Source organism: Dyella terrae, assembly GCF_004322705.1.
Taxonomy (GTDB): Bacteria; Pseudomonadota; Gammaproteobacteria; order Xanthomonadales; family Rhodanobacteraceae; genus Dyella_D; species Dyella_D terrae.
The window spans coordinates 137,546-159,002 of sequence record NZ_SIZZ01000004.1 but is presented as its reverse complement, the minus strand read 5'-3'; the positions used below and the strand labels follow the sequence as shown (position 1 = coordinate 159,002).

Annotated in this window: 20 protein-coding genes; 11 read left to right on the top strand and 9 right to left on the bottom strand. The window is 65.5% G+C overall.

The annotated features are described in order from the left end of the window. Positions 1 to 24: 24 nt before the first annotated feature. The 4 genes from EYV96_RS18110 to EYV96_RS18095 form a co-directional block, all read right to left on the bottom strand. On the bottom strand, positions 25 to 858 hold the full coding sequence (locus EYV96_RS18110) for a pirin family protein (protein WP_131153000.1): 834 nt from the start codon (positions 856 to 858) through the stop codon (positions 25 to 27). Positions 859 to 1,102: 244 nt separating this feature from the next. Further along, positions 1,103 to 1,786: a YecA/YgfB family protein gene (locus EYV96_RS18105; protein ID WP_131152999.1), complete on the bottom strand. Its 684-nt coding sequence runs from the start codon at positions 1,784 to 1,786 to the stop codon at positions 1,103 to 1,105. Further along, positions 1,786 to 2,553: an exodeoxyribonuclease III gene (xth, locus tag EYV96_RS18100; RefSeq protein WP_131152998.1), complete on the bottom strand. Its 768-nt coding sequence runs from the start codon at positions 2,551 to 2,553 to the stop codon at positions 1,786 to 1,788. Before xth ends, EYV96_RS18105 begins: the two co-directional genes overlap by 1 nt. 75 nt (positions 2,554 to 2,628) lie before the next feature. Further along, complete coding sequence (locus EYV96_RS18095) at positions 2,629 to 4,689, bottom strand: M3 family metallopeptidase (protein WP_131152997.1); 2,061 nt, start codon at positions 4,687 to 4,689, stop codon at positions 2,629 to 2,631. A 92-nt stretch (positions 4,690 to 4,781) separates the two neighbouring features. Between EYV96_RS18095 and EYV96_RS18090 the strand changes: the two genes are divergently transcribed. Further along, positions 4,782 to 6,488 carry a patatin-like phospholipase family protein gene (locus EYV96_RS18090; RefSeq protein ID WP_131152996.1) on the top strand — a complete coding sequence of 569 codons (1,707 nt, stop codon included), beginning with the start codon at positions 4,782 to 4,784 and terminating at the stop codon, positions 6,486 to 6,488. Positions 6,489 to 6,727: 239 nt separating this feature from the next. Here EYV96_RS18090 and EYV96_RS18085 read toward each other — a convergent pair whose 3' ends face one another. Further along, positions 6,728 to 6,985 (bottom strand): hypothetical protein, encoded by a 258-nt coding sequence (locus EYV96_RS18085; RefSeq protein ID WP_131152995.1) that lies wholly within the window; start codon positions 6,983 to 6,985, stop codon positions 6,728 to 6,730. Positions 6,986 to 7,191: 206 nt separating this feature from the next. Here EYV96_RS18085 and aroE point away from each other — a divergent pair, with 206 nt between their 5' ends. From aroE to EYV96_RS18065, 4 genes are all read left to right on the top strand, one after another. After that, complete coding sequence (aroE, locus tag EYV96_RS18080; RefSeq protein WP_131152994.1) at positions 7,192 to 8,022, top strand: shikimate dehydrogenase; 831 nt, start codon at positions 7,192 to 7,194, stop codon at positions 8,020 to 8,022. 72 nt (positions 8,023 to 8,094) lie between these two features. Next, a complete protein-coding gene (locus EYV96_RS18075; protein WP_131152993.1) occupies positions 8,095 to 9,078 on the top strand; it encodes an energy transducer TonB in 984 nt (327 codons plus the stop codon). A gap of 296 nt (positions 9,079 to 9,374) precedes the next feature. Beyond that, entirely contained in the window at positions 9,375 to 9,668 is a 294-nt protein-coding gene (locus EYV96_RS18070; RefSeq protein WP_131152992.1) for a hypothetical protein, read from the top strand. Between the two features lie 138 nt (positions 9,669 to 9,806). After that, positions 9,807 to 10,361 (top strand): hypothetical protein, encoded by a 555-nt coding sequence (locus EYV96_RS18065; protein WP_131152991.1) that lies wholly within the window; start codon positions 9,807 to 9,809, stop codon positions 10,359 to 10,361. 20 nt (positions 10,362 to 10,381) lie between these two features. Here EYV96_RS18065 and EYV96_RS18060 read toward each other — a convergent pair whose 3' ends face one another. Continuing rightward, positions 10,382 to 10,912 carry a gamma carbonic anhydrase family protein gene (locus EYV96_RS18060; RefSeq protein WP_131152990.1) on the bottom strand — a complete coding sequence of 177 codons (531 nt, stop codon included), beginning with the start codon at positions 10,910 to 10,912 and terminating at the stop codon, positions 10,382 to 10,384. A gap of 169 nt (positions 10,913 to 11,081) precedes the next feature. After that, positions 11,082 to 12,566, bottom strand: a complete 1,485-nt coding sequence (locus EYV96_RS18055) for a RimK family protein (protein ID WP_131152989.1) — start codon at positions 12,564 to 12,566, stop codon at positions 11,082 to 11,084. A gap of 252 nt (positions 12,567 to 12,818) precedes the next feature. Here EYV96_RS18055 and EYV96_RS18050 point away from each other — a divergent pair, with 252 nt between their 5' ends. Then, complete coding sequence (locus tag EYV96_RS18050; RefSeq protein ID WP_131152988.1) at positions 12,819 to 13,310, top strand: GNAT family N-acetyltransferase; 492 nt, start codon at positions 12,819 to 12,821, stop codon at positions 13,308 to 13,310. A gap of 4 nt (positions 13,311 to 13,314) precedes the next feature. On the opposite strand, the gene EYV96_RS18045 is transcribed toward EYV96_RS18050, so the two are convergent. Continuing rightward, the gene (locus tag EYV96_RS18045) at positions 13,315 to 14,004 is read right to left on the bottom strand and encodes a hypothetical protein (RefSeq protein WP_131152987.1); all 690 of its coding nucleotides are present in this window, start codon (positions 14,002 to 14,004) and stop codon (positions 13,315 to 13,317) included. 230 nt (positions 14,005 to 14,234) lie between these two features. On the opposite strand from EYV96_RS18045, the gene lptM reads away from it, so the two are divergent. The 4 genes from lptM to xerC all read left to right on the top strand — a co-directional run bounded on the left by lptM (position 14,235) and on the right by xerC (position 17,053). Continuing rightward, positions 14,235 to 14,396, top strand: coding sequence for an LPS translocon maturation chaperone LptM (gene lptM / locus EYV96_RS18040; protein WP_131152986.1), 162 nt, complete (start codon positions 14,235 to 14,237; stop codon positions 14,394 to 14,396). A gap of 13 nt (positions 14,397 to 14,409) precedes the next feature. Further along, positions 14,410 to 15,255 carry a diaminopimelate epimerase gene (gene dapF / locus EYV96_RS18035; RefSeq protein WP_131152985.1) on the top strand — a complete coding sequence of 282 codons (846 nt, stop codon included), beginning with the start codon at positions 14,410 to 14,412 and terminating at the stop codon, positions 15,253 to 15,255. Between the two features lie 228 nt (positions 15,256 to 15,483). Further along, positions 15,484 to 16,167, top strand: coding sequence for a DUF484 family protein (locus EYV96_RS18030; protein WP_131152984.1), 684 nt, complete (start codon positions 15,484 to 15,486; stop codon positions 16,165 to 16,167). 1 nt (position 16,168) lies between these two features. Beyond that, entirely contained in the window at positions 16,169 to 17,053 is an 885-nt protein-coding gene (xerC, locus tag EYV96_RS18025) for a tyrosine recombinase XerC (protein WP_131152983.1), read from the top strand. A 220-nt stretch (positions 17,054 to 17,273) separates the two neighbouring features. On the opposite strand, the gene EYV96_RS18020 is transcribed toward xerC, so the two are convergent. After that, positions 17,274 to 20,264, bottom strand: coding sequence for a TonB-dependent receptor (locus tag EYV96_RS18020; protein WP_165488732.1), 2,991 nt, complete (start codon positions 20,262 to 20,264; stop codon positions 17,274 to 17,276). A gap of 602 nt (positions 20,265 to 20,866) precedes the next feature. Between EYV96_RS18020 and hslV the strand changes: the two genes are divergently transcribed. Continuing rightward, the gene (hslV, locus tag EYV96_RS18015) at positions 20,867 to 21,400 is read left to right on the top strand and encodes an ATP-dependent protease subunit HslV (protein WP_131152981.1); all 534 of its coding nucleotides are present in this window, start codon (positions 20,867 to 20,869) and stop codon (positions 21,398 to 21,400) included. The last annotated feature ends 57 nt before the right edge of the window (positions 21,401 to 21,457 follow it).

Below are 21,457 nucleotides of genomic sequence, written 5' to 3'. Positions count from 1 at the left end.
CATGGGCCCCGGTGTGTCATCGCATCAGAACTTGCCCGCGCGGAAATCCTGGATCGCTTCGTGGATCTGCTCGGGCGTGTTCATAACGAACGGTCCGTAGCGCGCGACGCTTTCATTCAGCGGCTTGCCGGCGACCAGCAACACGCGCGCCGCGCCATCGCGACCGGCAATGCGCACGCTGTCGCCTTTCGACAACACGGCCAGGTCGGAGCGCTTGAGCGCTTCGCCCGCCACCTGCGCATCGGTGCCTTCGAACACGTAAGCGAACGCGCTATGGCCTTCCGGCAACGGCACTTCGACCTGCGCGCCTGCTTCGACGCTGATGTCCAGGTACACGGGCGCGGTGACGATGCCCGACACCGGGCCGCTCACGCCAAATACGTCACCGGCAATCACCTTCACGCTGACGCCGTCGGTGGGCTGCGCGGTCGGGATGCGCTCGGGGCCGATGTCCTGGTAACGCGGCTCGGTCATCTTGTCCTTCGCGGGAAGATTGACCCACAACTGGAAGCCCCACATCAGGCCGTTTTCCTGCTGCGGCATTTCCGAGTGCAGGATGCCGCGGCCAGCGGTCATCCACTGCACGCTGCCCGGCGTGAGGTCGCCGCGATTGCCATGGTTGTCGCCGTGCTGCATGTGGCCGGCAAGCATGTAGGTGACGGTTTCGAAGCCGCGGTGCGGGTGCTCCGGGAAGCCGGCGATGTAGTCGCCCGCCTGATCGGAGCGGAACTCGTCCAGCAGCAGGAACGGATCGACCATGTCCAGCCCGGGCTGGCCGATGATGCGCTTGAGCTTCACGCCCGCGCCATCGGAGGTATCCATGCCGCGGATGCGGCGAATGATGCTGCGTTCGGTCATGTTCGACTCCCTCAAGGGTTTACTGCCGCTCATGATGGTTGTCGTGGTGCCGCGTTCCAAGCCGCGTCCGGGGAACGCATTGTTTCCGTGGCGTGTGAAGCCGGGCGCTCCGCGCCCGGGGCGCTCGCTGCGCCTCGCTGTGAACGGTGAACAGTAAACGGTAAAAGCAGAGCGAACGGCTTTCGGGCTCGCTCTTACTGTTTACTGTTCACCGTTTACAGCGCCAAAGGCGCGACCCCACACCTCAATGAAGCCAGTGCCCGCTGCGAAAACGCGGCGGATGCACCGCTTCAGTCTCAGGGGCCTTGCCGCCGTCTTCGGCCAGGGCCTTGAGTTCTTCCTCGGTAACCGGGTGTTCGTGCCAGTAGTTGCTGACGGTGGCGAGCACGGCGGGCACCTGGGCCAGGCACTCGTCGTATTCCTCATCGGTGAGTTTTTCGAATTCGGTTTCGGCGTTGAGGATGCCTTCGTCCACGGCCAGGGCCATGACGGGACCGAGCATTTCCATCAGCTGGGTGTCGTCGGCGAGACGCTTTTCCCACAGCATGGCGCGCAGGTCGATGGCGCGGCTGAAGCCTTCGCACCAGCCAGCGGCGGACAGCATCGGGCCGGTCTCGGTGTCGATTTCACCGAGGATCGGTTCGTACGCGTCGACTTCGAGTTCCGCAACAATCGAATCATTGAGCTTGGCCAGGAGCGCCAGCACGCGGTTGCCTTCGTCCTCGTCAGTGAAAGGCTCGTGCAGCACTTCGGGCAGCCACTCGTCCGGCAGCACCTGCAACGGGCCGACGGCCAGCGCGGACAGCATGCCGTGCACGCCGTCGAGCAGCAGGTCGCCGTCATTGGCGCGCGCGCGCAGGTACTTGTCCAGTTCGTCGAGTTCGGCGTCGCTGAGGGAGCTGGGCCAGTCGGGGTGGGTCGTATTCATCAGATATCCAGGTCCAGCAAGACCGGGGTGTGGTCCGAAGGCCGTTCCCAGGTTCGCGGTGTGCGGTCGATCGTGGCTGCCGTTGCCGCGCTTTTGATGGCATCGCCGACCAGGATCAGGTCGATGCGCAAGCCCATGTTGCGCCGGAACGCCGCCTGACGATAGTCCCACCAGCTGAAGTGTTTTCCCTCGTCTTCGAACAGGCGGAAGCTGTCGTGCAGGCCGAGGTCAGTGATGGCCTTGAGTGCGGCGCGCTCGGGCGGGGAGCAGAGGATGTCCTCGCCCCAGGCAACGGGATCGTAGACGTCGCGGTCGTCCGGCGCGATGTTGAAATCGCCCAGCACCACGAGGTTGGGATGACGTTCGATTTCGCGCGCGATGAACTCGCGCATCTTGGCGAGCCAGTCGAGCTTGTAGGCGTATTTCTCGTCGCCAATGGCCTTGCCGTTGACCACGTAGAGATCCAGCACGCGCACGCCACCGACGGTGGCGCCGATGATGCGGCGCTGCGGATCGTCGAGGCCGGGGATGTCGGTGAAGACATCGGTCGGTTCGTCCTTGGCCAGGATCGCCACGCCGTTGTAGGTCTTCTGCCCGGAGAACACCGCGCGGTAACCGGCAGCGGCCAGTTCGTCCACGGGGAACTTGCTGTCCTCGAGCTTGGTTTCCTGCAGCGCCACCACGTCCGGCTGCGCGTCGGCCAGCCATTGGGTGAGGTGCGGGATACGCACTTTGAGCGAATTGACGTTCCAGGAGGCGATTTTCATGGGCGTCATTGTAGGCGATGCGGCAAGGATCCTGCCGTGCACATCGTGCGCATCACACGATGTGCACGCGGTTTCTTACGCGATCAGTCCATGGCTGCGCAGCAGGGCGTCCGGTTCGGGCTTGCGGCCGCGGAAGGCCACGAAGCTGTCCAGCGCCGGACGCGTGGCGCCCACCGCAAGGATTTCCTCGCGGAATCGCTGGCCCGTGGCCCGGTCGATCACGCTGCCGCCGTCGGCCGCTCGCTCCTCGAATTCGCCAAAGGCATCGGCGCTCAGCAGCTCCGCCCACAGGTAGCTGTAGTAACCAGCCGCGTAGCCGCCCGCAAAAATATGCGTGAAGCCATTGGGGAAGCGCTGCCAGATGGGCGGATGCAGCACGGCCACCTGGCGGCGCACCTCTTCGAGCACCTCCATGGTGCGCGCGCCGATCTCCGGGTCGTATTCCAGATGCAGGCGGAAATCGAACATGGCGAATTCGAGCTGGCGCACCAGGAACATGCCGGCGTGGAAATGACGCGCGGCCAGCATGCGTTCGTACAGTTCATCGGGCAGGCGCTCGCCGGTCTGCCAGTGGCGGGCGAACAGATCCAGCGCCTCGCGGTTCCAGCCGAAGTTCTCCATGAACTGGCTGGGCAATTCGACCGCATCCCATTCCACGCCATCGATTCCGCCTACCGAGGGCAGCGCCACTTCGGTCAGCAGATGGTGGAAACCGTGGCCGAACTCGTGGAACAGGGTCAGCACGTCGTCGTGGGTGAGCAGGGCCGGGCGACCTTCGGTCGGCGGCGCGAAATTGCAGGTGAGGAAGGCCACCGGCAACTGCTCGTTGGCGCCATCGCGGAAGCGGGCGCGGCAAACGTCCATCCACGCACCGCCGCGTTTGCCGGCGCGCGCGTAGAGATCGACGTAGGTGCCGGCAAACACCCGGCCATCGGCGTTGAGCACGTCGTAGTAGTGCACGTCCGGATGCCACACATCGACGCCTTCGCGACGACGCAGGGCAATGCCGTACAGACGATGCACCAGGCCGAACAGGCCATCGAGCACGGCCTGTGCCGGGAAATAGGGCTTGAGCTGTTCTTCGTCCAGGTCGTATTCGCGCTGGCGTAGCTTTTCCGACGCGTAGGCGACATCCCAGGCTTCGAGGTTGTCGAGCTTCAGTTCACGCTGAGCGAATTCGCGCAGCGTGGCGAGTTCTTCGCGCGCGACCGGGCGGGCGCGTTCGGCCAGGTCGTGGAGGAACTCCATCACCTCGGTCGGCGACGAGGCCATCTTGGTGGCCAGGGATTCCTCGGCGGCGTTGGCGAAACCCAGCAACTGCGCGGCTTCATGGCGCAGCTTCATGATCTGCTCGATGCGCGGGCTGTTGTCGAACTTGCCGGCATCGGGGCCCTGGTCGGACGCGCGTGTCTGGTAGGCCCAGTACACGCGTTCACGCAGGCCACGGTTGTCGGCGTAGGTCATCACCGCCTGCACGCTTGGCTGCTTGAGCGTCACGAGGTAACCGTCGAGTTCGCGTTCCAGCGCGTACTGGCGCAACACCGCCAGGCCCGACTCGGGGACCCCTGCGAGGTCACGTTCGTCGGTGATGTGTTCGTGCCAGGCATCCGTGGCGTCGAGCACGGCGTTCGAGAATTCGGTCGACAGCTTGCTCAGTTCCACGCCGATTTCGCGGAAACGCGAGCGTTCCGGTTCTTCCAGGGCCACGCCGGACAGGCGGAAGTCGCGCAGCGCGTGTTCCACCATGGCGTGCTCGGCGCGTGACAGCCCGGCGAACCCGGGCGCCTGGGCCACGGCCTGCACGGCCTGGAACAGTTCGCGGTTCTGGCCCACTTCGATGGCGTGATCGGTCAGGAGTTCTTCGGCCGGCCCGTAAACGGCGCGCAGCGCTTCGCTGTCGGCGACGGAGTGCAGGTGGCTCACCGGCGACCAGGCGCGGGCAACGCGCTGTTCGAGGCGCTCCTGCGCCAGCATCACATGGTCGAAATCGCGCGGCGTGGCCGGATCGGTGATGGCCTCGACGCCTTTGCGGTAGTCGGCGAGCAGGCTGTCGATCGCGGGGGTGACATGCTCGGGGCGGATGCCCGAAAACGCCGGCAAGGTGTCATCGGCGAGCAGGGGATTGTCGTTGGACATCAAAAGTCTCCTTTGGATCGCCAGCGTGGCGACCGTCCGGGGCGAAATCAAGTCGCATCGGGCTGTCACACAACGGGCCGTACCATGACGCCATGACTGCCGATTTCACCGAATGGCTACGTCAAAGCGACGTATTCGGACACCTGGAACCCGACGCCCTCGCCGCCCTCCACGCGCAGCTGGTCTGGTTCAGCCTCCCCGGGGGACGTCCGCTGTTCAAGCGGGGCGAGCCCGGGAACGCCATGTATCTGCTGGTCAGCGGTGCCCTGGGAACGTTCGATGGCCCTACCGAGCTGACAAGGCTGGTATCGGCGGGCGAAAGCGTGGGCGAGGTGGGCCTGATCAGCGGCGAGGTGCGCCAGGGCACGGTGCGGGCACTGCGGGACTCGGAATTGCTGCGGCTGGATCGGGCCGCGTTCGAGCAGCTGGTGAGCGATTTTCCGCATGCCATGCTCGGCGCCGCCCGCGTTGCCATCGCCCGGCTGCAGCAACGTCTGCGCGGCGACGAGGATCCCGGCGCACCGCGGACATTCGCGATGCTGCCGGTCGACCCCGGGGTGCCGGCGCGCACGCTGGCCATGCAGTTGGCGATGGCGCTCGAACCCTACGGTAGCTGCCTGGTGATCGATGGCGAGCATGGCACCGGCAAAGGCAGCGACTGGTTTGCCGAACGGGAGGCCCAGGCGCAGTTCGTGATCTATCTCGATACGCAGGGCGACCGCCTGTGGCGCCAGCGCTGCCTGCGCCAGGCCGATGTCCTGCTCCTGCCCGCCCTGGCCGCGCAGACGGCACGACCCTGGCCCGAAGTGACGCCGTTGCATCCCTCCCATGCCGGGCACCGGCCACGACACCTGATCTTGCTGCATCCCGGGCGCCAGCCCAGCCTGGGCAGCGCGCATCGCTGGCGGGCGCAGTTCAGTGGCGAGCTCCAGCATCACCACGTCGGGCATCAGGCCGATATCGAACGACTGGCGCGACGGGTCAGCGGCAACGGTCGCGGACTCGTGCTGGCGGGCGGCGGGGCGCGGGGACTGGCACACCTGGGTGCCCTGAAGGCGTTTGCCGAAGCCGGGATGAGCTTCGATGCCGTCGGAGGCACCAGCATCGGCGCCATCATCGGCGCGGGCGTGGCGGCGGGCTGGGACGTCGACACGATGACCGAAACCTTTCGGCGGGCCTTTGTCGAAGGACGCCCGCTATCGGACTGGACCTTGCCGCTGGTGGCGCTGACCCGCGGCCGCCGCGCCGCGCTGACGCTGCGCCAGGCCTTCGGTGCGCTGGATATCGAGGACCTCAATCTGCCGTTCTTCTGCATTACCACCTGCCTGTCCGGCGACGGCATGGTGGCGCAGCGGCATGGTCCGCTCTGGCTCTGGTTGCGTGCCTCCAGCGCCATTCCCGGCGTGCTGCCGCCCGTGTTGCACCACGGTCGCGTCTATATCGACGGTGCGCTGATGGACAACCTTCCCACCGACGTGATGGCAGCCGATGGCATGGCCCATGTCACCGCCGTGGACATCCGCGCGGAAATCTCGCTGCTTACCAATGCCGAGGAGTACGCGACGCCGCCGTGGTGGCGGCTGTTGTCCCGCCGCGGCGGGATCCAGCGGCCGGGCCTGGTGTCGACACTGGTGCGCGCGGCGATGGTCAACAGCGAGGAATCCAGCGAGCGCCGTCGCGAGCGCGCGGACCTGCTGGTCACGCCGCCGCTGGAACACATCGGCATGCTGGACTGGAAGGATTGGCAGCGCGCGGTGGAGGCAGGTTACGAAGCGACGGTGAAGCAGCTGGAGCGGTGAGGCCGCTCGCTGCGCTCGCTGTGAATCCGCGCCTTCGGCGCTGTAAACGGTAAACGGAGAAAAGCAGAGCCAACGATCGACTGAACCTGCTCTTACCTTTTCACCGTTTACAGCCCGCGCAGCGGGCGAATTCACAGCGAGCACAGCGAGCGGCTCTCCCAGCCATCCATGGCTGCCGCCGGCTGCCCTGGGCCTGCATCCCGCAAGCCCCGGCTCCACTGCCAGATGGATACGTTGATTCAGTGCCAGATCGCTTGCGTGGCGCGACGGGTGCGCGGACGAAGCACGCGGGCGAGAAGTTGGCGGGGTAGTGCGGGTTCGAGTACCAGCAACAAGGTGATGGGCGCCAGCACGGCCCAGAAGGTGCCGGTCCAGCCCAGGCTTGCCGAGTGCACCGGCACCACGGTGGTGAACAGGGCGACGATGCCGGCCAGCAGCCAGACGAGGGCGGCGGCAACGAGGCGATCATGGCGGTGGGCGTCGGTGGGCTTGCGCATGGCGGCGGTCCGTTCGTGGGTTGAAGCCAGCTTGCCGGGCGCGCTTCTCAGGGCCTGCGACTGGCGCAGCGGCGCGGGTTTGCGGGCCTCGTCGCGCCCTCGCCGCAGGCATGGCAGTACACTTGCGGGCTGTTGCAGGGCCGTCAGTGCCCGCGTCGATCACCGGCGGGCACCGCGCGTGGCGGTCCCGCGCCAAGGAGTGCGTCATGAGTGCAGGCAAGTACGCCGTCTTCGGACATCCCATCGCCCATTCGCTGTCGCCGCAGATCCATCAGGCGTTTGCGAAGCAGTTCGGCCTGGAGGTGGACTACCGCACCATCGACGCTGCGCCCGAGGCGTTTGAAGCGGCTGTGCGCGCATTCTTTGCGGACGGCGGCCACGGCGCCAACGTCACGCTGCCGCACAAGACGGCCGCCTTCGCCCTGGCCGACGAACGCAGCGAAGCGGCGCAACGCGCCGGCAGCGCGAACGTGCTGACCCGCCTGCCGGACGGCCGCATCGCCGCCCACAACACGGACGGTGACGGCATGGTGCGCGACCTCACCGATCGCCATCAGCTGGATCTGCGCGGCCACGATGCCCTGCTGCTCGGCGCCGGTGGCGCGGCCCATGGCGTGGCGTGGTCGCTGCTGGATGCGGGCGTCAACACGCTCACCATCGTCAATCGCACGCCCGAAGCGGCGGATGCGCTGGCCGATGCCATCGGCGATCCCGCGCGCGCGCATACGCGCTACTGGGAAGACCTCGACGACCTCGGCAGTTTCGACCTGATCGTCAACGCCACGTCCGCCGGCGTGCTGGGCAAGTCGCTCAACCTGCCGTTCGGCTTCGTCGGCGTGCGCGCGACGTGCTACGACCTGTCCTATGGCAAGTCGGCCGCCGATTTCCTGGGCTGGGCCCGTGCGGCCAACGCACGCTACGTCGTCGATGGTCTGGGCATGCTGGTCGAAACGGCGGCGGATGCGTTCGAGTTGTGGCATGGCAAGCGGCCGGACACCGAGCCGGTTTACCAAACCCTGCGCCGGCAGTACGGATAACCGTTGCAGGGCAACATATCCGCAATATCGCGTCACTAAGCTGGCGCGCCTCGCGTCACCGCTGCGATTCCCATGCCTTGCCCATTCGTTGCTGCACCTTCGCGCCGGCACGTCGCCGGCGCCACGCGCTATGCCGTCCTGATCCTCGTTGCGCTGCTGGCGGCGGCGGGCGGCGTCATCTGGAAAATCCAGCACGACGGCCAGGAAGACAGCGTGCCTGACATCGCCGTCGTCGAAACGGGCGACATCCACCGCGATACCGCGCCCACCACAACGCAGGGCTTGCTGCAGCGAGCCAGCGCGGCCATGTCCCGTCAGCACCTGGTGGCACCGGCGGGGGACAACGCGATGGAGTGGTATCTGCGCGTGCTGCAGCAGGAACCCCGCAACCGCGCCGCCCAGGATGCCCTGCGCGAGATTTTTCCCTTCGCCGCGACGCAAACGGAGCAGGCGATGGGCCAGGCCGATGCGGCCGAAGTCACGCGCCAGATCGACCTGCTCGCACGCGCCGATCCGTCCAACTACACACCGACGTTGTTGCGCGCAAAGCTGCAGGCGCAGCAGCAGGTCGCTGACGACCAGCAGCGTCGCGACCAGCAGCTGGCCATGGCGGCGAGCCGCCCCGCGCACGCTGCCACGCCAGCGACAGCACCCGTCGAGAAGCCGCTGGTGGTGAGTCCTGCCACACCGGTCGCGCCCCCGGCCATCAGTAATGCGCCCACGCCGCCACCGGCACCGGCACCGGCGGTGGCGACCCACGCCGCACCCGTTCCGGCTGAACCGGTCGGAGAAACCGCGCCGGTGCTGGTGCGCCGGATCGAGCCGTATTACCCGGCCGACGCACGCCGCAGCCGCCGCACCGGCTGGGTTGACGTGCGTTTCGTGGTGAACGCGGACGGTAGCGTGTCCCGCGCCTCGGTGATCGACGCCGACCCGAAGAACGTCTTTGATCGCGCCGCCCTCAGTGCGGTCGAACGCTGGCAATTTACCCCGGGCACCCGCAACGGGACGCCCACCGCGAGCGAGCTGCGCCAGCGGATCGAATTCCATCTGTAGTGGCGCCGGGCGCTGACGCGCCCTGCGGGGTCGCCCGCTGCGCGGGCTGTAAACGGTGAACAGTAAGAGCAGATCCAGGTGATCGTGAGCTCTGCACTTCTCCGTTTACCGTTTACAGCGCCGAAGGCGCGACTTCACCGCGAGCAACGCGAGCGCCCCCCAGTTTCGGAGGACTCCGAAACTGGGGGGCCAAGTCAGACAAAGCTCAATCAACGTTAAGACGGCACTGCGCCTTTCGGGACTCCTCCGGAAAGGTCGACCCGTGCATGATGCCCGCGCCGTCCTGGAGAACACCCATGCGCAAGTTCGTCATCGCTCCTTTTGTCATCGCCATCGCCCTTGCCCTGGGGGCCTGCAATCAGGCCGCGCCGCAAACCAGCAATCCGGTCGCCGGTTTCGTCACCGACATGCATTCCTTCGATGCTTTCATCGCCACGCACCCGACGCCTGACCAGTTCCACCAGCGTTATCCGGACGTGCAGCTGGTGCTGCCCGGCACGATGACGACGATGGAAGTGCGCGCCAACAACAGCCGCTATTTCGCCGAGCTGGACAAGGAAGGCCGCATCACCGGTGGCCGCTTCGGCTGACGCACAGGCAGGAAGTCATGCATGGACGTCGCGCGAGCGCCGTCACATCGCTGACACATGCCGTGGCTACCGTGGCGCCCCGCCGAAGGGGCATGCGTTGTGCATGTCAGAAGCGCGGCCTCCACCGATGCCACCACCATGTCCACTGAGCTTGCCGCCGCGTCGCGCCGACGCGTGCTGATCGTTGCCCTGCCGATCCTCGTCGTCCTGGGTGGTGCTGCGTTCTGGCTGACGCGCCCGTCGTCCGACGGGTTTCGCGCGGCCATGAAAGCCGCCGCGCCGGCCATCGCATCCAGTGCCGGGGGCGCCGACGACAACAGCGGCTCGGGCATCCTCCTGGGCCTGGCCAAGGGCGCCGTCGATGAAAGGCGCCTGGTGGCGCCGGCGGGCGCCAATGCCTATGAGTTCTACCTCAGCGTGTTGCAGCTGGAACCGGAGAATGCAACCGCCATGGCTGGCCTGCGCGACCTCTTCGAACCGGCCGCCGACGACATCGAGCGTTCGATCAACGACAACAATCTCGATGAAGCCCAGCGCGAACTGAGCCTTCTGCGCGAGTTCGATGGCACCAACTACAAACTCGCCCTGCTCGGCGGCAAGCTCGATGCGCAGCGACAGATCCAGATTCGCGAAGACGAAGCCAAGGCCGCGATCATCCAGGCGCAGGCTGCCGCGGCCGCCGGTCAGCAGTAATCGCGGCCGTGCGGTCGGCGTCAGCCGGCCAGGTAGTTATCCTTGATCCGCACGTAATGGTCGGCGGAGTAGTGCAGCTGCTCGACCTGCTGGTCGGTCAACACCCGCACGCATTTGGCGGGATTGCCCACCCAAAGTTCACGCTCACCCACCACCTTGCCCGGCGGGATCAGACTGCCGGCGCCGACGAAGCCGTACTTCTTTACCGTCGCGCCATCGAGGATCGTGGCGTGCATGCCGATCAGGCAGTAATCCTCGATTGTGCAAGCATGGATCACCGCACCGTGCCCTACCGTCACGCCCTCACCGATGATGGTCGGGAACCCGCCCGGCGAATACGGACCGTCATGCGTGACATGCACGATCGCGCCATCCTGGATATTGCTGCGTGCACCTACCTTGATGTGGTGGACGTCGCCGCGGAGGACAGCTCCGGGCCAGATCGACACGTCGTCGGCCAGTTCGACGGCACCGATGATCGTGGCCGCTTCGTCGACGTAGACGCGCTGGCCGAGGGTGGGGGTGATGCCTTGGTAGGTGCGGATGGTCATGCGGGGGATTGTAGGGGGTTGGGGGATGGAGGCGGTGATATGGCGATTCGCCAATCAACGCTGTTGAATGCGCGCCCGCATACGCCACTCCCTCGAAGGCCGTCATTCCGGCGAAAGCCGGAATGACGACATAGTGCGATGGTGTGTTTCTACCTGAGCGATGGGTAGCCTAATCCGCCAACCCCAACCGCTTCATTTCCAGCCGTCGCACGAACTCCTGCATGATCCGGCGATAAAGATCCTCGCCCAGATACGCATCTTCCACGCCGGCATCGATCGATGGATTGTCGTTCACTTCGATGACCACCGCCTTGTCGCCGACCTGCTTGAGATCCACGCCATACAAGCCATCGCCGATCGGCGCCGTGGCCTTCAGCGCCAGCTTCACGATTTCCGTCGGTGCATCGCGCACGGGGATCGTTTCGAAGCCACCGGACTTTGCGGTGCCCTTCGCGCCGTGGTTGTAGATCTGCCAGTGGCCGCGCGACATGTAGTACTTGCAGGCGTAAAGCGCCTCGTGATTCAGCACGCCGATGCGCCAGTCGAATTCGGTGTAGACGAATTCCTGCGCCAGCAGCAAGGCGGAATGCTGGAACAGTTCGCTGGTGGCCTTTTCCAGTGCCGCTTCGTTTTCCACCTTGACCACGCCACGAGAAAACGAACCGTCCGGAATCTTCAGTACCAGCGGGAAGCCCAGCTTCGCCGCCACGTCCTTCAGTCCCTTCGCGTTGTCGCGATAGAGGATCTCGGTGCGCGGCACGGCCAGCTTGCGCGAGATCATCAGGTCGTTGAGGTAGATCTTGTTGGTGCAGCGAAGGATGGAACTGGGATCGTCGATGACCACCATGCCTTCCTTCTCCGCGCGATGTGCGAAGCGGTAGGTGTGGTTGTCGCTGGCGGTGGTTTCGCGGATGAACAGGCCGTCGTATTCGGCCAGGCGCTGGTAGTCGATCTTGCCGATGGGATCGACTTCGATGCCCAGTTCCTTGCCGGCCTGGATGAAGGACTTCAGCGCCTTCTTGTTCGACGGCGGCATGCTTTCGTTCGGATCGACCAGCATGGCGATGTCATAGCGATAGCGCTTGCGCACACGCGGCTTGCGCCACAGCTTGCGCGAGAAGCGATCGAGCGATTCGGCGAAGGCGTCTTCCTGCGCGTCGTCGAGCGTATGCAGACCCACTGGCTTGATTGAACTGACCTGCCATACGCGGTCGCGCTCGAACTCGATGCGCAGCAGCGGGCACGGGAACAGTTCGAAGACCTGGCGCGCGAGATCCTGCAGGGCGGGATACGCGGTCTCGCCGAAGTACACGAGGATGCCGAAGTCGGTTGTGTCGCGTCCGCCGGCTGGCAGGAAGTGGGTGAGCTTCTGGTTGAGGTCTTCGATGTCCAGGCCGTACAGCGAGCGCCGGCGCAGGTCATTCACCGTGCGCACGGAGGGCAGCACCTTGTGGCTGCGCGCCTCGGCGAGCAGTGACACGTAGTAGCCGGTGCCGAGGTATTTGTAGCTGCGGCAGAGGTTGATGACCTGCGTGCGCTCGTCGTCCGCGCCGATGGGTTCGCGCAGGTAATCCATGGCAGTCATGACGTCGACGGACGGGTAGTACGACTCCCAGTCGGAAGCTTTCTCAACGACAACGACGAGACGGGTCATGACACCTCAATTCAACGCTAGGCCGCGGGGTGTCGTCTCGTGCAGGTACGGGGCGGCACAGGCGGCGAAGTGTGGCACATGGCCGTCGGCGCACAAGGGCGGGAAGTGCGCCGGCGTTCAGAAAACTGACCGCGCGCGCGTCCGTCAGCCCGCAGTAACTTTCAGGCATTGCCGACGCGACGTCAGGGGTCTAGAGTGCCGCGCTCGCCTTAGCCCTGACGGCTGACCGCCCCCGCCCGACTGGATCCCTGGATGACCCCGATGCCTGCGACGGCCGCCGTGCGCGTGCGCCGCGCCGAACTTTCCGATCTCGATGACCTGGTGGCACTGGAGCTGGCAAGCTTCGCCTCGGATCGTCTCAGTCGGGCGCAGTATCGCCGCCACCTGGACAGCGACAGCGCCCTGGTGCTCGTGGCCAGCGCCAACCACCGGCGATTCCTCGGCACGGCGGTGGTTTTCTTTCGCAAAGGCAGCAAGGTTGCACGCCTGTACTCGATCGCCACGCACGCCGAGGCACGGGGCAAGGGCGTGGGTTCGGCCCTGCTCCAGGCTGCCGAATCGCATGCGCGCCGGCGTGGCTGCAAGGAACTGAGGCTGGAGGTGCGGACCGACAACGCGGCGGCGATCTCGATCTACGAACGCTTCGGCTACCACCGTATCGCCGAACTGCCGTCGTACTACGAAGACGGCGCGGACGGATGGCGTTACGCCAAGCCGCTGCGCACGCACCGCGAGAAGGCGTAGGGCTTCAGCCGCCGAACGGCTGTTGCAGGCGCTGTTCGGTCACCTCATCCGGACGCGCCACCAGCGCGCCGGTGTTCATCAGCGACACGCTGTAGTGGCCCTGGTCGACCAGCGGCAGGAACACGCCACTGCCGAAAACCGTATCCACGCCCGGGATCCAGCCCGGATGCAAGCGCTTGAGATCGACCACGTCGAGGCTGCCGTGCGAATCCAGTGCGACGACCGTGCGGGGCGCCTGGGCTTCCTGCGCAGCGTCGTCATAGCGGCCCGACAGTCGGTCGAGCCGATAGAACGGAGGCACGTGCGCGAACATCACAGGCGCCGTCCACTTGAGGACGACTGCTTCGACGCGCCAGGCGTCTCCCGAAAGACGCACCTGCCGCGTGGCGCCGTCGGGCCAGTGCAGGGTGAGCAACCACTGTTGCGGCGAGAGGATGCGCGCGTCGATATCGAGCACCGGCTGCTCTTCGGTCAGCATGCGATAGCCACGCAACCCCCAACCGGCACCGGCCAATACCAGAGTCACGGAGAAGGCGACCAGCACGAGCACGCCGCGTCCGGTTGCGGCCAGCGGCTGTCCCTGATCCAGCCGTGATCGCACCGCCACCAGTTGCACCAGGGTGAACAGGAGGGCAATGGCAGCGAGCACCAGCAACATCGTGCTGGGCAGGCGCAGGAGCGTGGTCCAATCCATACTTCGACTTCCACCGCGTCAGCTGCGGCTCTGGCGCGCATGATAACGGCGAAACCCGTGAATTCGGCGCGCCGACGCCTTTGCCGCCGCTACGTTCCGACGATGCCGGCGGAATGGCCGGGAGTCGCCGCTGGCGAGGCGCGCTGCTGCGCGTCGCCCCGACCCTCCCGGCAAAATCCATTACCATCCAGCGGCAAGCCACCCGGCATGCCGTCATCCAGGAACTGTCCATGCGCCCGCTGCTTCTTACCCTCATGTGCGTCGCCACCCTCATGCTTGCCGGTTGTGGCAACAAGGGCCCGCTGTTCATGCCTGAGGCCAAGCCGACTCCGCCGGCAGCGGCCGCCGCGCCTGCTCACGCGAGCACGGCGGCGACACCGGCACAGCACTGAGCCGACGGCCGTCATGAATTTGCGTTTCTCCAAGATGCAGGGCATCGGCAACGATTTCGTGATGATCGATGCCCGGCACGAGGGGTTGGTCCTTGGCGCCGATGAGATTCGCGCCATCGCCGATCGCCACAATGGCGTCGGCTTCGATCAGCTGATCACCATCGAGCGTCCGCGCGATCCGTCGTGCGCGTTCTATTACGGCATCTGGAACGCCGACGGTTCGTCCTCGGGCCAGTGTGGTAACGGCGTGCGTTGCGTCGCCGCCTGGCTGCACCGTGCCGGCGCGCTGGCGCTGGGCGAGACGGTGCGACTGGAGAGTCCGTCGGGTCCGGTCACGGTGCGGCTCATCTCGCCGCACCAGGTGACGGTCGACATGGGCGAACCGGATTTCGCGCCGGCACGCATTCCGTTCCAGGCTGATGGCGCGGGCGCGCATTACGACATCGACGTGGGTGGCGAGGATCTCCTGATCGGCGCCGTGTCCATGGGCAATCCGCACGCGGTAGTCGTGGTGCCCGACCTCGGTGCCGCGAGCATGTTCCGTCACGGCCCGCTGCTGTCCACGCATGCCCGTTTCCCGGAAGGCGCCAACACCGGCTTCGTGCAGGTGATCGACCGCACGCACCTGCGCCTGCGCGTCCACGAACGCGGCAGCGGCTGGACGCTCGCCTGCGGCACGGGCGCTTGCGCCGCCATGGCCGTCATGCACCAGCGCGGCGAGGTCGATGACAGCGTGCGCGTCGATCTCCCTGGCGGCAGCCTTCAGATTGACTGGCAAGGGCCGGGGCACACCTTGTGGATGACCGGTCCGGCCGCCTTCGTGTTCGAGGGCGAGTGGCTGGGTGAGGCCGGGCGCTGACGCGCCCTGTGAATTCGCCCGCTGCGCGGGCTGTAAACGGTGAACAGGTAAGAGCGGGTCCAGGCAACCGTTAGCTCTGCTTTTCTCCGTTCACCGTTCACCGTTTACAGCGCCGCAGGCGCGACCTCACAGCGAGCAAAGCGAGCGGCCCCACCCGCAAGGTGGCGCACATGCAGTACCCTCGCCCCCAGCACCCGTGTGATACCGCCCCACCGAGGTACGAAGCGCATGACCGACACTGCACTCGATGACACGCTCCAGGCCAAGGACGTCGCGGCGTATCTGCGTCGCCACCCGGAATTCCTCAACGACTTCCCGGACCTTGCCGCCCAGCTGACCTTGCCGCGCGAACAAGGCCCGGTTGCATCGTTGGCGGTGTATCAGTTGCAGAACCTGCGCGACAAGAACGGTGAGCTGGAACGGCGCCTGGCGGAGCTGACCGTCATTGCGGCCGAGAACGAAAAGCTGATGCAGCGCGTACATGACCTCAACGTCACCGTACTGCGCGCGAGCACGCCGGCACTGGCCGCGCGCAGCGTGATCGCCAAGTTGTCCGAAGACTTCAAGACCGACCAGGTGCGCCTGCTGATGTTCGGCCCGGCAACGTTGCCGCCAGCGGACTGGCTCGTGCAGGTGCCGGGCGGCCGCGCCGAGTTGCCGGAGTTCGCGGATTTCCTGGCGCACCACGAGCCCATCGCGGGACGCCTGTCGGCCGAACGTCTGTACCGGCTGTTCGGCGACCATGCGCCGGAAGTCCAGTCATCAGCGCTGATGCCATTGGGTGAACTGGGCATCCTGGCCATCGGCAGCGGCGACGTCGACCATTTCCAGCCGGGCATGGGCACGCTGTTCCTGAAGATGATTGCCGCGACCGTGACGGCTGCCCTGTTGCGGTCGCAGGACGGCGCCTGAGGTGGATGCGCGCGCTCAGGTGCAAGCCTGGCTGACGCGCCTGGCGAGCGAACGCAAAGCCTCGCCGCACACCATCGATGGCTACCGACGCGACCTGGACAAGCTGCTGCGCTGGATGGAATCGCAGCAGGTTGCTGCGCTCACCGATCTGGACGCGCACCGCATGCGCCACTTTGTCGCCGCCGAACATCGTGGCGGCCTGTCACCCAAGAGTCTGCAGCGCCTGTTGTCCTCCTGTCGCAGCCTGTTTCGCCAGCTGCGGCGCGAAGGCGTGATGGAGCACGATCCGGTGGCCGGCGTGCGCGGTCCCAAAGTGCATCGCAAGCTGCCCGAAGTCCTCGATGTCGACGAAGCCACGACGCTGGTGGAAAGCGACAGCGGTGGCGCGCTCACCCTGCGTGATCGCGCGATGCTTGAGCTTTTCTATTCGTCCGGCCTGCGCCTGTCCGAACTGATCGGCCTGCGCTGGATGGACCTGGACCTGGACAACGGCGAAGTGCGCGTCCTCGGCAAGGGCAACAAGACGCGCATCGTGCCCGTGGGTCGCCATGCGATCACCGCCCTGCGCACGCATGGCGCGGCCGAGGGCATGGCGCCGGACTCGCCGGTCTTCCGTGGTCGCGGTGGCGCGCCGATCAGTCCCCGCACCGTACAGGCACGCTTGAAGACGCTCGCTCTGCAGCAGGGTTTTGCCAAGCGGGTGCACCCGCATCTGCTGCGGCATACGTTCGCCAGTCACATGCTTGAATCGTCGGGTGATCTGCGCGCGGTGCAGGAGTTGCTCGGCCACGCCGACATCGCCACCACGCAGATCTACACGCACCTCGACTTCCAGCATCTGGCGAAGGTGTACGACGCCGCCCATCCTCGCGCCCGGAAGAAGTGAGGGCGCGGTGCGCCCAGGGAGGGTCGCGCCTGCGGCGCTGTGAACGGTAAACGGGTAAGAGCGACCTGACGGATACCTCCGACCCCGCTTTTTCTGTTCACTGTTCACCGTTCACAGCGCCGCAGGCGCGACCCCTCCGCTAAAAAAAAGCCGCCGGAGGGGGAGCCACCGGCGGCAACGGGGAGATGAAGCGGCGACTCCCGCCGCGTGGTCCTTCGTTTTACATCTGGAAGTCGTAGCGGACGCCGAACTGGAAGTAGCGCGGGGTCTGGTACGACAGCGGCTGCGAGTAGCTCAGGTTGGGTGCGCCGCTACCGGTTTCACCCAGCTCGTTCATGCTCAACACGGTCTGCTTGTTGAACACGTTCACGACCGTCATGGTGAAGGCCAGGTTGTGGTTGGCGAACGCCGGGCGGTACTGCACGCCAAGGTCCAGGCGGTACTGCCACGGCAGGCGACCCTGGCTGCCGCGCGCGGTCAGCTGGCCCTTGCAGTAGAAGTACGAGTTGCCGTAGTTGATTTCCGACGGGATGTCGCCCGGATACACGCCGATGCAGTTCTTCGGACGGCCGGACTGGATCAGGATGTTCGCGCTGGCCAGCCACTCGTCGGTGATCTGGTAGTAGCCGTAGGCGCGGATCTGATGCGTGCGGTCGTTCGCTTCCGGACCGTTGGAACCGATCATCAGCTCCTTGTGATCCCAGTCCTGCGTCACCGACGGATCGAGCTGGCCGATGTCGGATTTCAGCAGGCCTTCGGAGTTGCCGTAGCTGCGCGAGAAGGTGTAGTCGAGGCGGCCGTACCACTTGTTGTCGAAGCGGTGCTCGAGGTACGCATCCAGAGCGTAGTACTTGCGCTTGGCTTCGGGCAGGCCGATGTCGTTCGCGCTCAGACGGATGTCTTCGAGCTTGCCGTCACCGTCGAGATCCACGGCGAAGCGGTTGGACGCACCCGGATTGATGATGTAGCAGGTCGGCGACGGATCGGCGTAGTCGACGCCGTGATCGGCCGCCCATTTCACGAACGGACGATCATCGCACCAGTCGTCGATGATGCTGCGCAGCTTGCGGTAGCGGACTTTCGCGCCGAGCGTCCAGCTGGTGCTCAGCTGCTTGTCGAAACCGAGGATGAACTCGTCCTGGTAGTACGCCTTGAGGTTGCGCGCGGAAATCGAGCGCGGATCAGGCGGCGTGCCGTCGGCACCATTGGCGTAGACGGTGTTTTCGATCGGCGTCCAGTTCGGCGGCGTGCCGTTGGTGTTCGGCGCACCATCGAAGGTGCCCCACTGCGTTTCGTACAGCGAACCGGAGGCGCCGCGCACGGCGACGTTGTTCGGAATCGCCAGATGGTAGCGGCCGGCGTTGGCGTAAACCTTCAGGCTCGAATCGCCGAGCACATCCCAGGACACGCCCAGTCGCGGCGCCAGCTGGTGACGCTGCTTGGCGAAGACTTCGTCATCGGCGTTGAGGTTGGAGAACTGCTCGTTGCGCAGGCCGATGCGCGCCAGCCAGCGATCGGAGATCTGCCAGTTGTCTTCGAGGTACTGGGCTTCCTGTTCCACCTTGGCCTGGCCGATGGCGCGGAACACGTAGCGCTCGACGATGCCCGTATGGCCGGCCGGCACCGGGAGATTTCCGCGCGATTCGATCACGCCGCTGGGCGGGTTGTCGAAGTAGAACCAACCCACGCCGCCGGAGGTATCCGAACCGTTGAGCGATTCCACGCGGTAGTGGTCGACGCCGGCGCGCAAGTCGTGGTTGCCCAGGCGATAGCTGAGGTTGAGGTGCCAGCCGTTGGTTTCGTCGTACGCGCCCGGCGCCGCGATGCCGCTGGAAATGTTGCAGCCCTGCAGGCGCTGCGACGGTGCCACGCTGTCGCGGTTGTCCTGGAAGTAGATGCAGTCCGAGCCCGAGGTGATGTCGACGTGGTCGGTGTGTTCCTTGCCGTACAGGGCGTCGATCGTCAGATCGCCGACGTAGCCGGTGTACTGCGCGATATAAACCTGGCCGCCCGGCGAGGAGCCGGCCGTGCCCTGGTTCTTCTGACTGCGCCAGCCTTTCTTGTTGTACTGGATGTCGTGCACGCCGTCGTAGACATACTGGTCGGCGTACGTCGAGGCGGTGTCGCTCATCCCGGTGAATTCCAGGATGTGGCTGTCGGTGATGTTCCAGTCGATCTTGCCCAGCCAGCGGTGCGTTTCGTTGGTGTTGTACGAGCGCGTGACGTTGGTGCCGAGGGTGTAGGTGTTGTTTTCGGATTTGATCTGTTCGGCCGAACCGAAGAAGAACAGCTTGTCCTTGATCAGCGGGCCGCCGATGTAAGCGCTGTATGTCGTCTCCCACAGCTTCGCCGAGTGCTTGTCGCGACCGGTGATCTGCGCGCCGTCGCCCGGGCGATAGGTGGCCTGTTCGGTTTCACGCAGGCCCGCCGGCGTGTAGAGCACCTGTGCGCCGCCTTGCCACTGGTTGGTGCCGCGCTTGGTGACGAGGGCGACCACGCCGCCGGTGGAGCGGCCGTATTCCGCGCCATAGCCGCCGGTGAAAACCTGTTCCTGGTCGATGGCGTTGAACGGCAGCTGGGTCGCGCCCAGGCCCGTCAGCGGGTTGGTCACCGGAAAGCCGTTGACGTAGTACTGGTTCTCCGCAGCCGACGAGCCGCCCAGCGACACGGCGTTGCCGTAACGCGCATCGGCATTGACCGCGCCTGGCGCCAGCAGCACGGCGGCATTCACGCTCTGCGGCAGCGGCAGGCGTTGCAGCTGATCGGAGTTGAGCACGGTGCGCGTATCGACCGACGACACGTCGATCGACGGGATCGCGCTGGCCACCACGTTGACGCCTTCAAGCGACTTGGCCGAGCTCGCTGCCGCGGCCGAGAAGGACACCTCGGTGCTGGTACCGATATTGACCTGCACCGTATCGCGCGTATCAACCACCTGGCCGTCACGCATCACCGTGACTTTGTAGACGCCCACCGGCAGCGACGGCGCGCGATAGCGGCCGTCGTCGGCCACGCTCACGTCGCGGCTGACGCCGGTCTGCGGATTTTCGATATGCACCACGGTGCCCTGGGCCGCGTCGACGCGACCGAAGATGGCACCGGAGGCATTGGACTGTGCGAGCGCGTTGCCCGCGAGGCAGGAACCGAGCGCCACGGCCAGGGCGCTCATGCGCCACGGGTGGGCCAACCAACGACTGCTCTTGCTCGACATGCTTGTGATCTCCCCGATAAGGCCTTTGAAGGCCGAAACCGGACGCCGGCACGACTGGCATCCGCATACGAGGGGCGTCACGGGCGGGAACGCATCGCGCTGGCTTGTCGCCTTTGGTCGCGTGTCACTGATTTGGATCGATCCAAATTCAGAAGCCAGCTCGACCGACCGGTTCACACCGGCTATGTCGTCGTCTAAATCGATCCACATTCAGACATGTGAACAATGGATCGATCTAAATCTACGTCACAAAAAAAAGGCACAGCAGCCAGATTGATGCGGCGATGGATCGGCCTACGTAGCACCCTCGCGCTACGTCCCCAGGGCCCATCCCTTCCTTCTCGCCTGCCGTCAGAGAACTCTGACGGAACTACCCCTCAGCGCCCGAGTAAAGAACCTGTCGCGGGGCTGTGTCAATCGAAAGAAGACACCGTTTTATGGCGCGACGCAGCAACTTCCTGCGAAACAGCGTCTTATCGCATTGGTTACGTCTGAAACGGTCGCCTGCAGGGGTGTCCCGATGGGCCGGTTGAGGGTTCTTCCCTTGGCTTTTGCCCCTTTCTCCCCACATTCAGAGGCTCCGAACACGCAGGCTTCCCTCCATGGAATCGTTCCACGCCACCACCATCGTTTCCGTTCGTCGCAACGGCCGTGTCGTCATCGGCGGCGACGGTCAGGTCACCCTGGGCAACACGGTGATGAAGGCGAACGCGCGCAAGATCCGCCGCCTGGGCAAGGGCGACGTGCTGGCCGGTTTCGCCGGCGCCACGGCCGATGCCTTCACCTTGTTCGAGCTGTTCGAGGAAAAGCTCATCAAGCACAGCGGCAACCTCACCCGCGCCGCGGTGGAGATGGCCAAGGAATGGCGTACCGATCGCCGCCTGGGCCGCCTTGAAGCGATGCTCGCCGTCGCCGACAAGGATGCATCGCTGCTTATCTCCGGCAATGGCGACGTCCTTGAACCCGAACACGGCCTGATTGCCATCGGTTCCGGCGGCCCCTACGCGCAATCGGCCGCGCTCGCGCTGATGGAAAACACCGAGATGGATGCCCGTACCATCGTCGAGAAGGCGTTGAAGATCGCCGGCGACATCTGCATCTACACCAATCACAACACGACGATCGAAGAGCTGTGAGTCGCGCCTTTGCTGGCCCCTCTCACTTCCTGCGTCCCCACTTCTCACGGCTGCTCC

Bases quoted from the DNA above. Each gene is read 5' to 3' on its own strand.
- EYV96_RS18110 (WP_131153000.1), bottom strand. From the start codon at position 858: ATGACCGAACGCAGCATCATTCGCCGCATCCGCGGCATGGATACCTCC.
- EYV96_RS18105 (WP_131152999.1), bottom strand. From the start codon at position 1,786: ATGAATACGACCCACCCCGACTGGCCCAGCTCCCTCAGCGACGCCGAA.
- xth (WP_131152998.1), bottom strand. From the start codon at position 2,553: ATGAAAATCGCCTCCTGGAACGTCAATTCGCTCAAAGTGCGTATCCCG.
- EYV96_RS18095 (WP_131152997.1), bottom strand. From the start codon at position 4,689: ATGTCCAACGACAATCCCCTGCTCGCCGATGACACCTTGCCGGCGTTT.
- EYV96_RS18090 (WP_131152996.1), top strand. From the start codon at position 4,782: ATGACTGCCGATTTCACCGAATGGCTACGTCAAAGCGACGTATTCGGA.
- EYV96_RS18085 (WP_131152995.1), bottom strand. From the start codon at position 6,985: ATGCGCAAGCCCACCGACGCCCACCGCCATGATCGCCTCGTTGCCGCC.
- aroE (WP_131152994.1), top strand. From the start codon at position 7,192: ATGAGTGCAGGCAAGTACGCCGTCTTCGGACATCCCATCGCCCATTCG.
- EYV96_RS18075 (WP_131152993.1), top strand. From the start codon at position 8,095: ATGCCTTGCCCATTCGTTGCTGCACCTTCGCGCCGGCACGTCGCCGGC.
- EYV96_RS18070 (WP_131152992.1), top strand. From the start codon at position 9,375: ATGCGCAAGTTCGTCATCGCTCCTTTTGTCATCGCCATCGCCCTTGCC.
- EYV96_RS18065 (WP_131152991.1), top strand. From the start codon at position 9,807: ATGTCCACTGAGCTTGCCGCCGCGTCGCGCCGACGCGTGCTGATCGTT.
- EYV96_RS18060 (WP_131152990.1), bottom strand. From the start codon at position 10,912: ATGACCATCCGCACCTACCAAGGCATCACCCCCACCCTCGGCCAGCGC.
- EYV96_RS18055 (WP_131152989.1), bottom strand. From the start codon at position 12,566: ATGACCCGTCTCGTCGTTGTCGTTGAGAAAGCTTCCGACTGGGAGTCG.
- EYV96_RS18050 (WP_131152988.1), top strand. From the start codon at position 12,819: ATGACCCCGATGCCTGCGACGGCCGCCGTGCGCGTGCGCCGCGCCGAA.
- EYV96_RS18045 (WP_131152987.1), bottom strand. From the start codon at position 14,004: ATGGATTGGACCACGCTCCTGCGCCTGCCCAGCACGATGTTGCTGGTG.
- lptM (WP_131152986.1), top strand. From the start codon at position 14,235: ATGCGCCCGCTGCTTCTTACCCTCATGTGCGTCGCCACCCTCATGCTT.
- dapF (WP_131152985.1), top strand. From the start codon at position 14,410: ATGAATTTGCGTTTCTCCAAGATGCAGGGCATCGGCAACGATTTCGTG.
- EYV96_RS18030 (WP_131152984.1), top strand. From the start codon at position 15,484: ATGACCGACACTGCACTCGATGACACGCTCCAGGCCAAGGACGTCGCG.
- EYV96_RS18020 (WP_165488732.1), bottom strand. From the start codon at position 20,264: ATGTCGAGCAAGAGCAGTCGTTGGTTGGCCCACCCGTGGCGCATGAGC.
- hslV (WP_131152981.1), top strand. From the start codon at position 20,867: ATGGAATCGTTCCACGCCACCACCATCGTTTCCGTTCGTCGCAACGGC.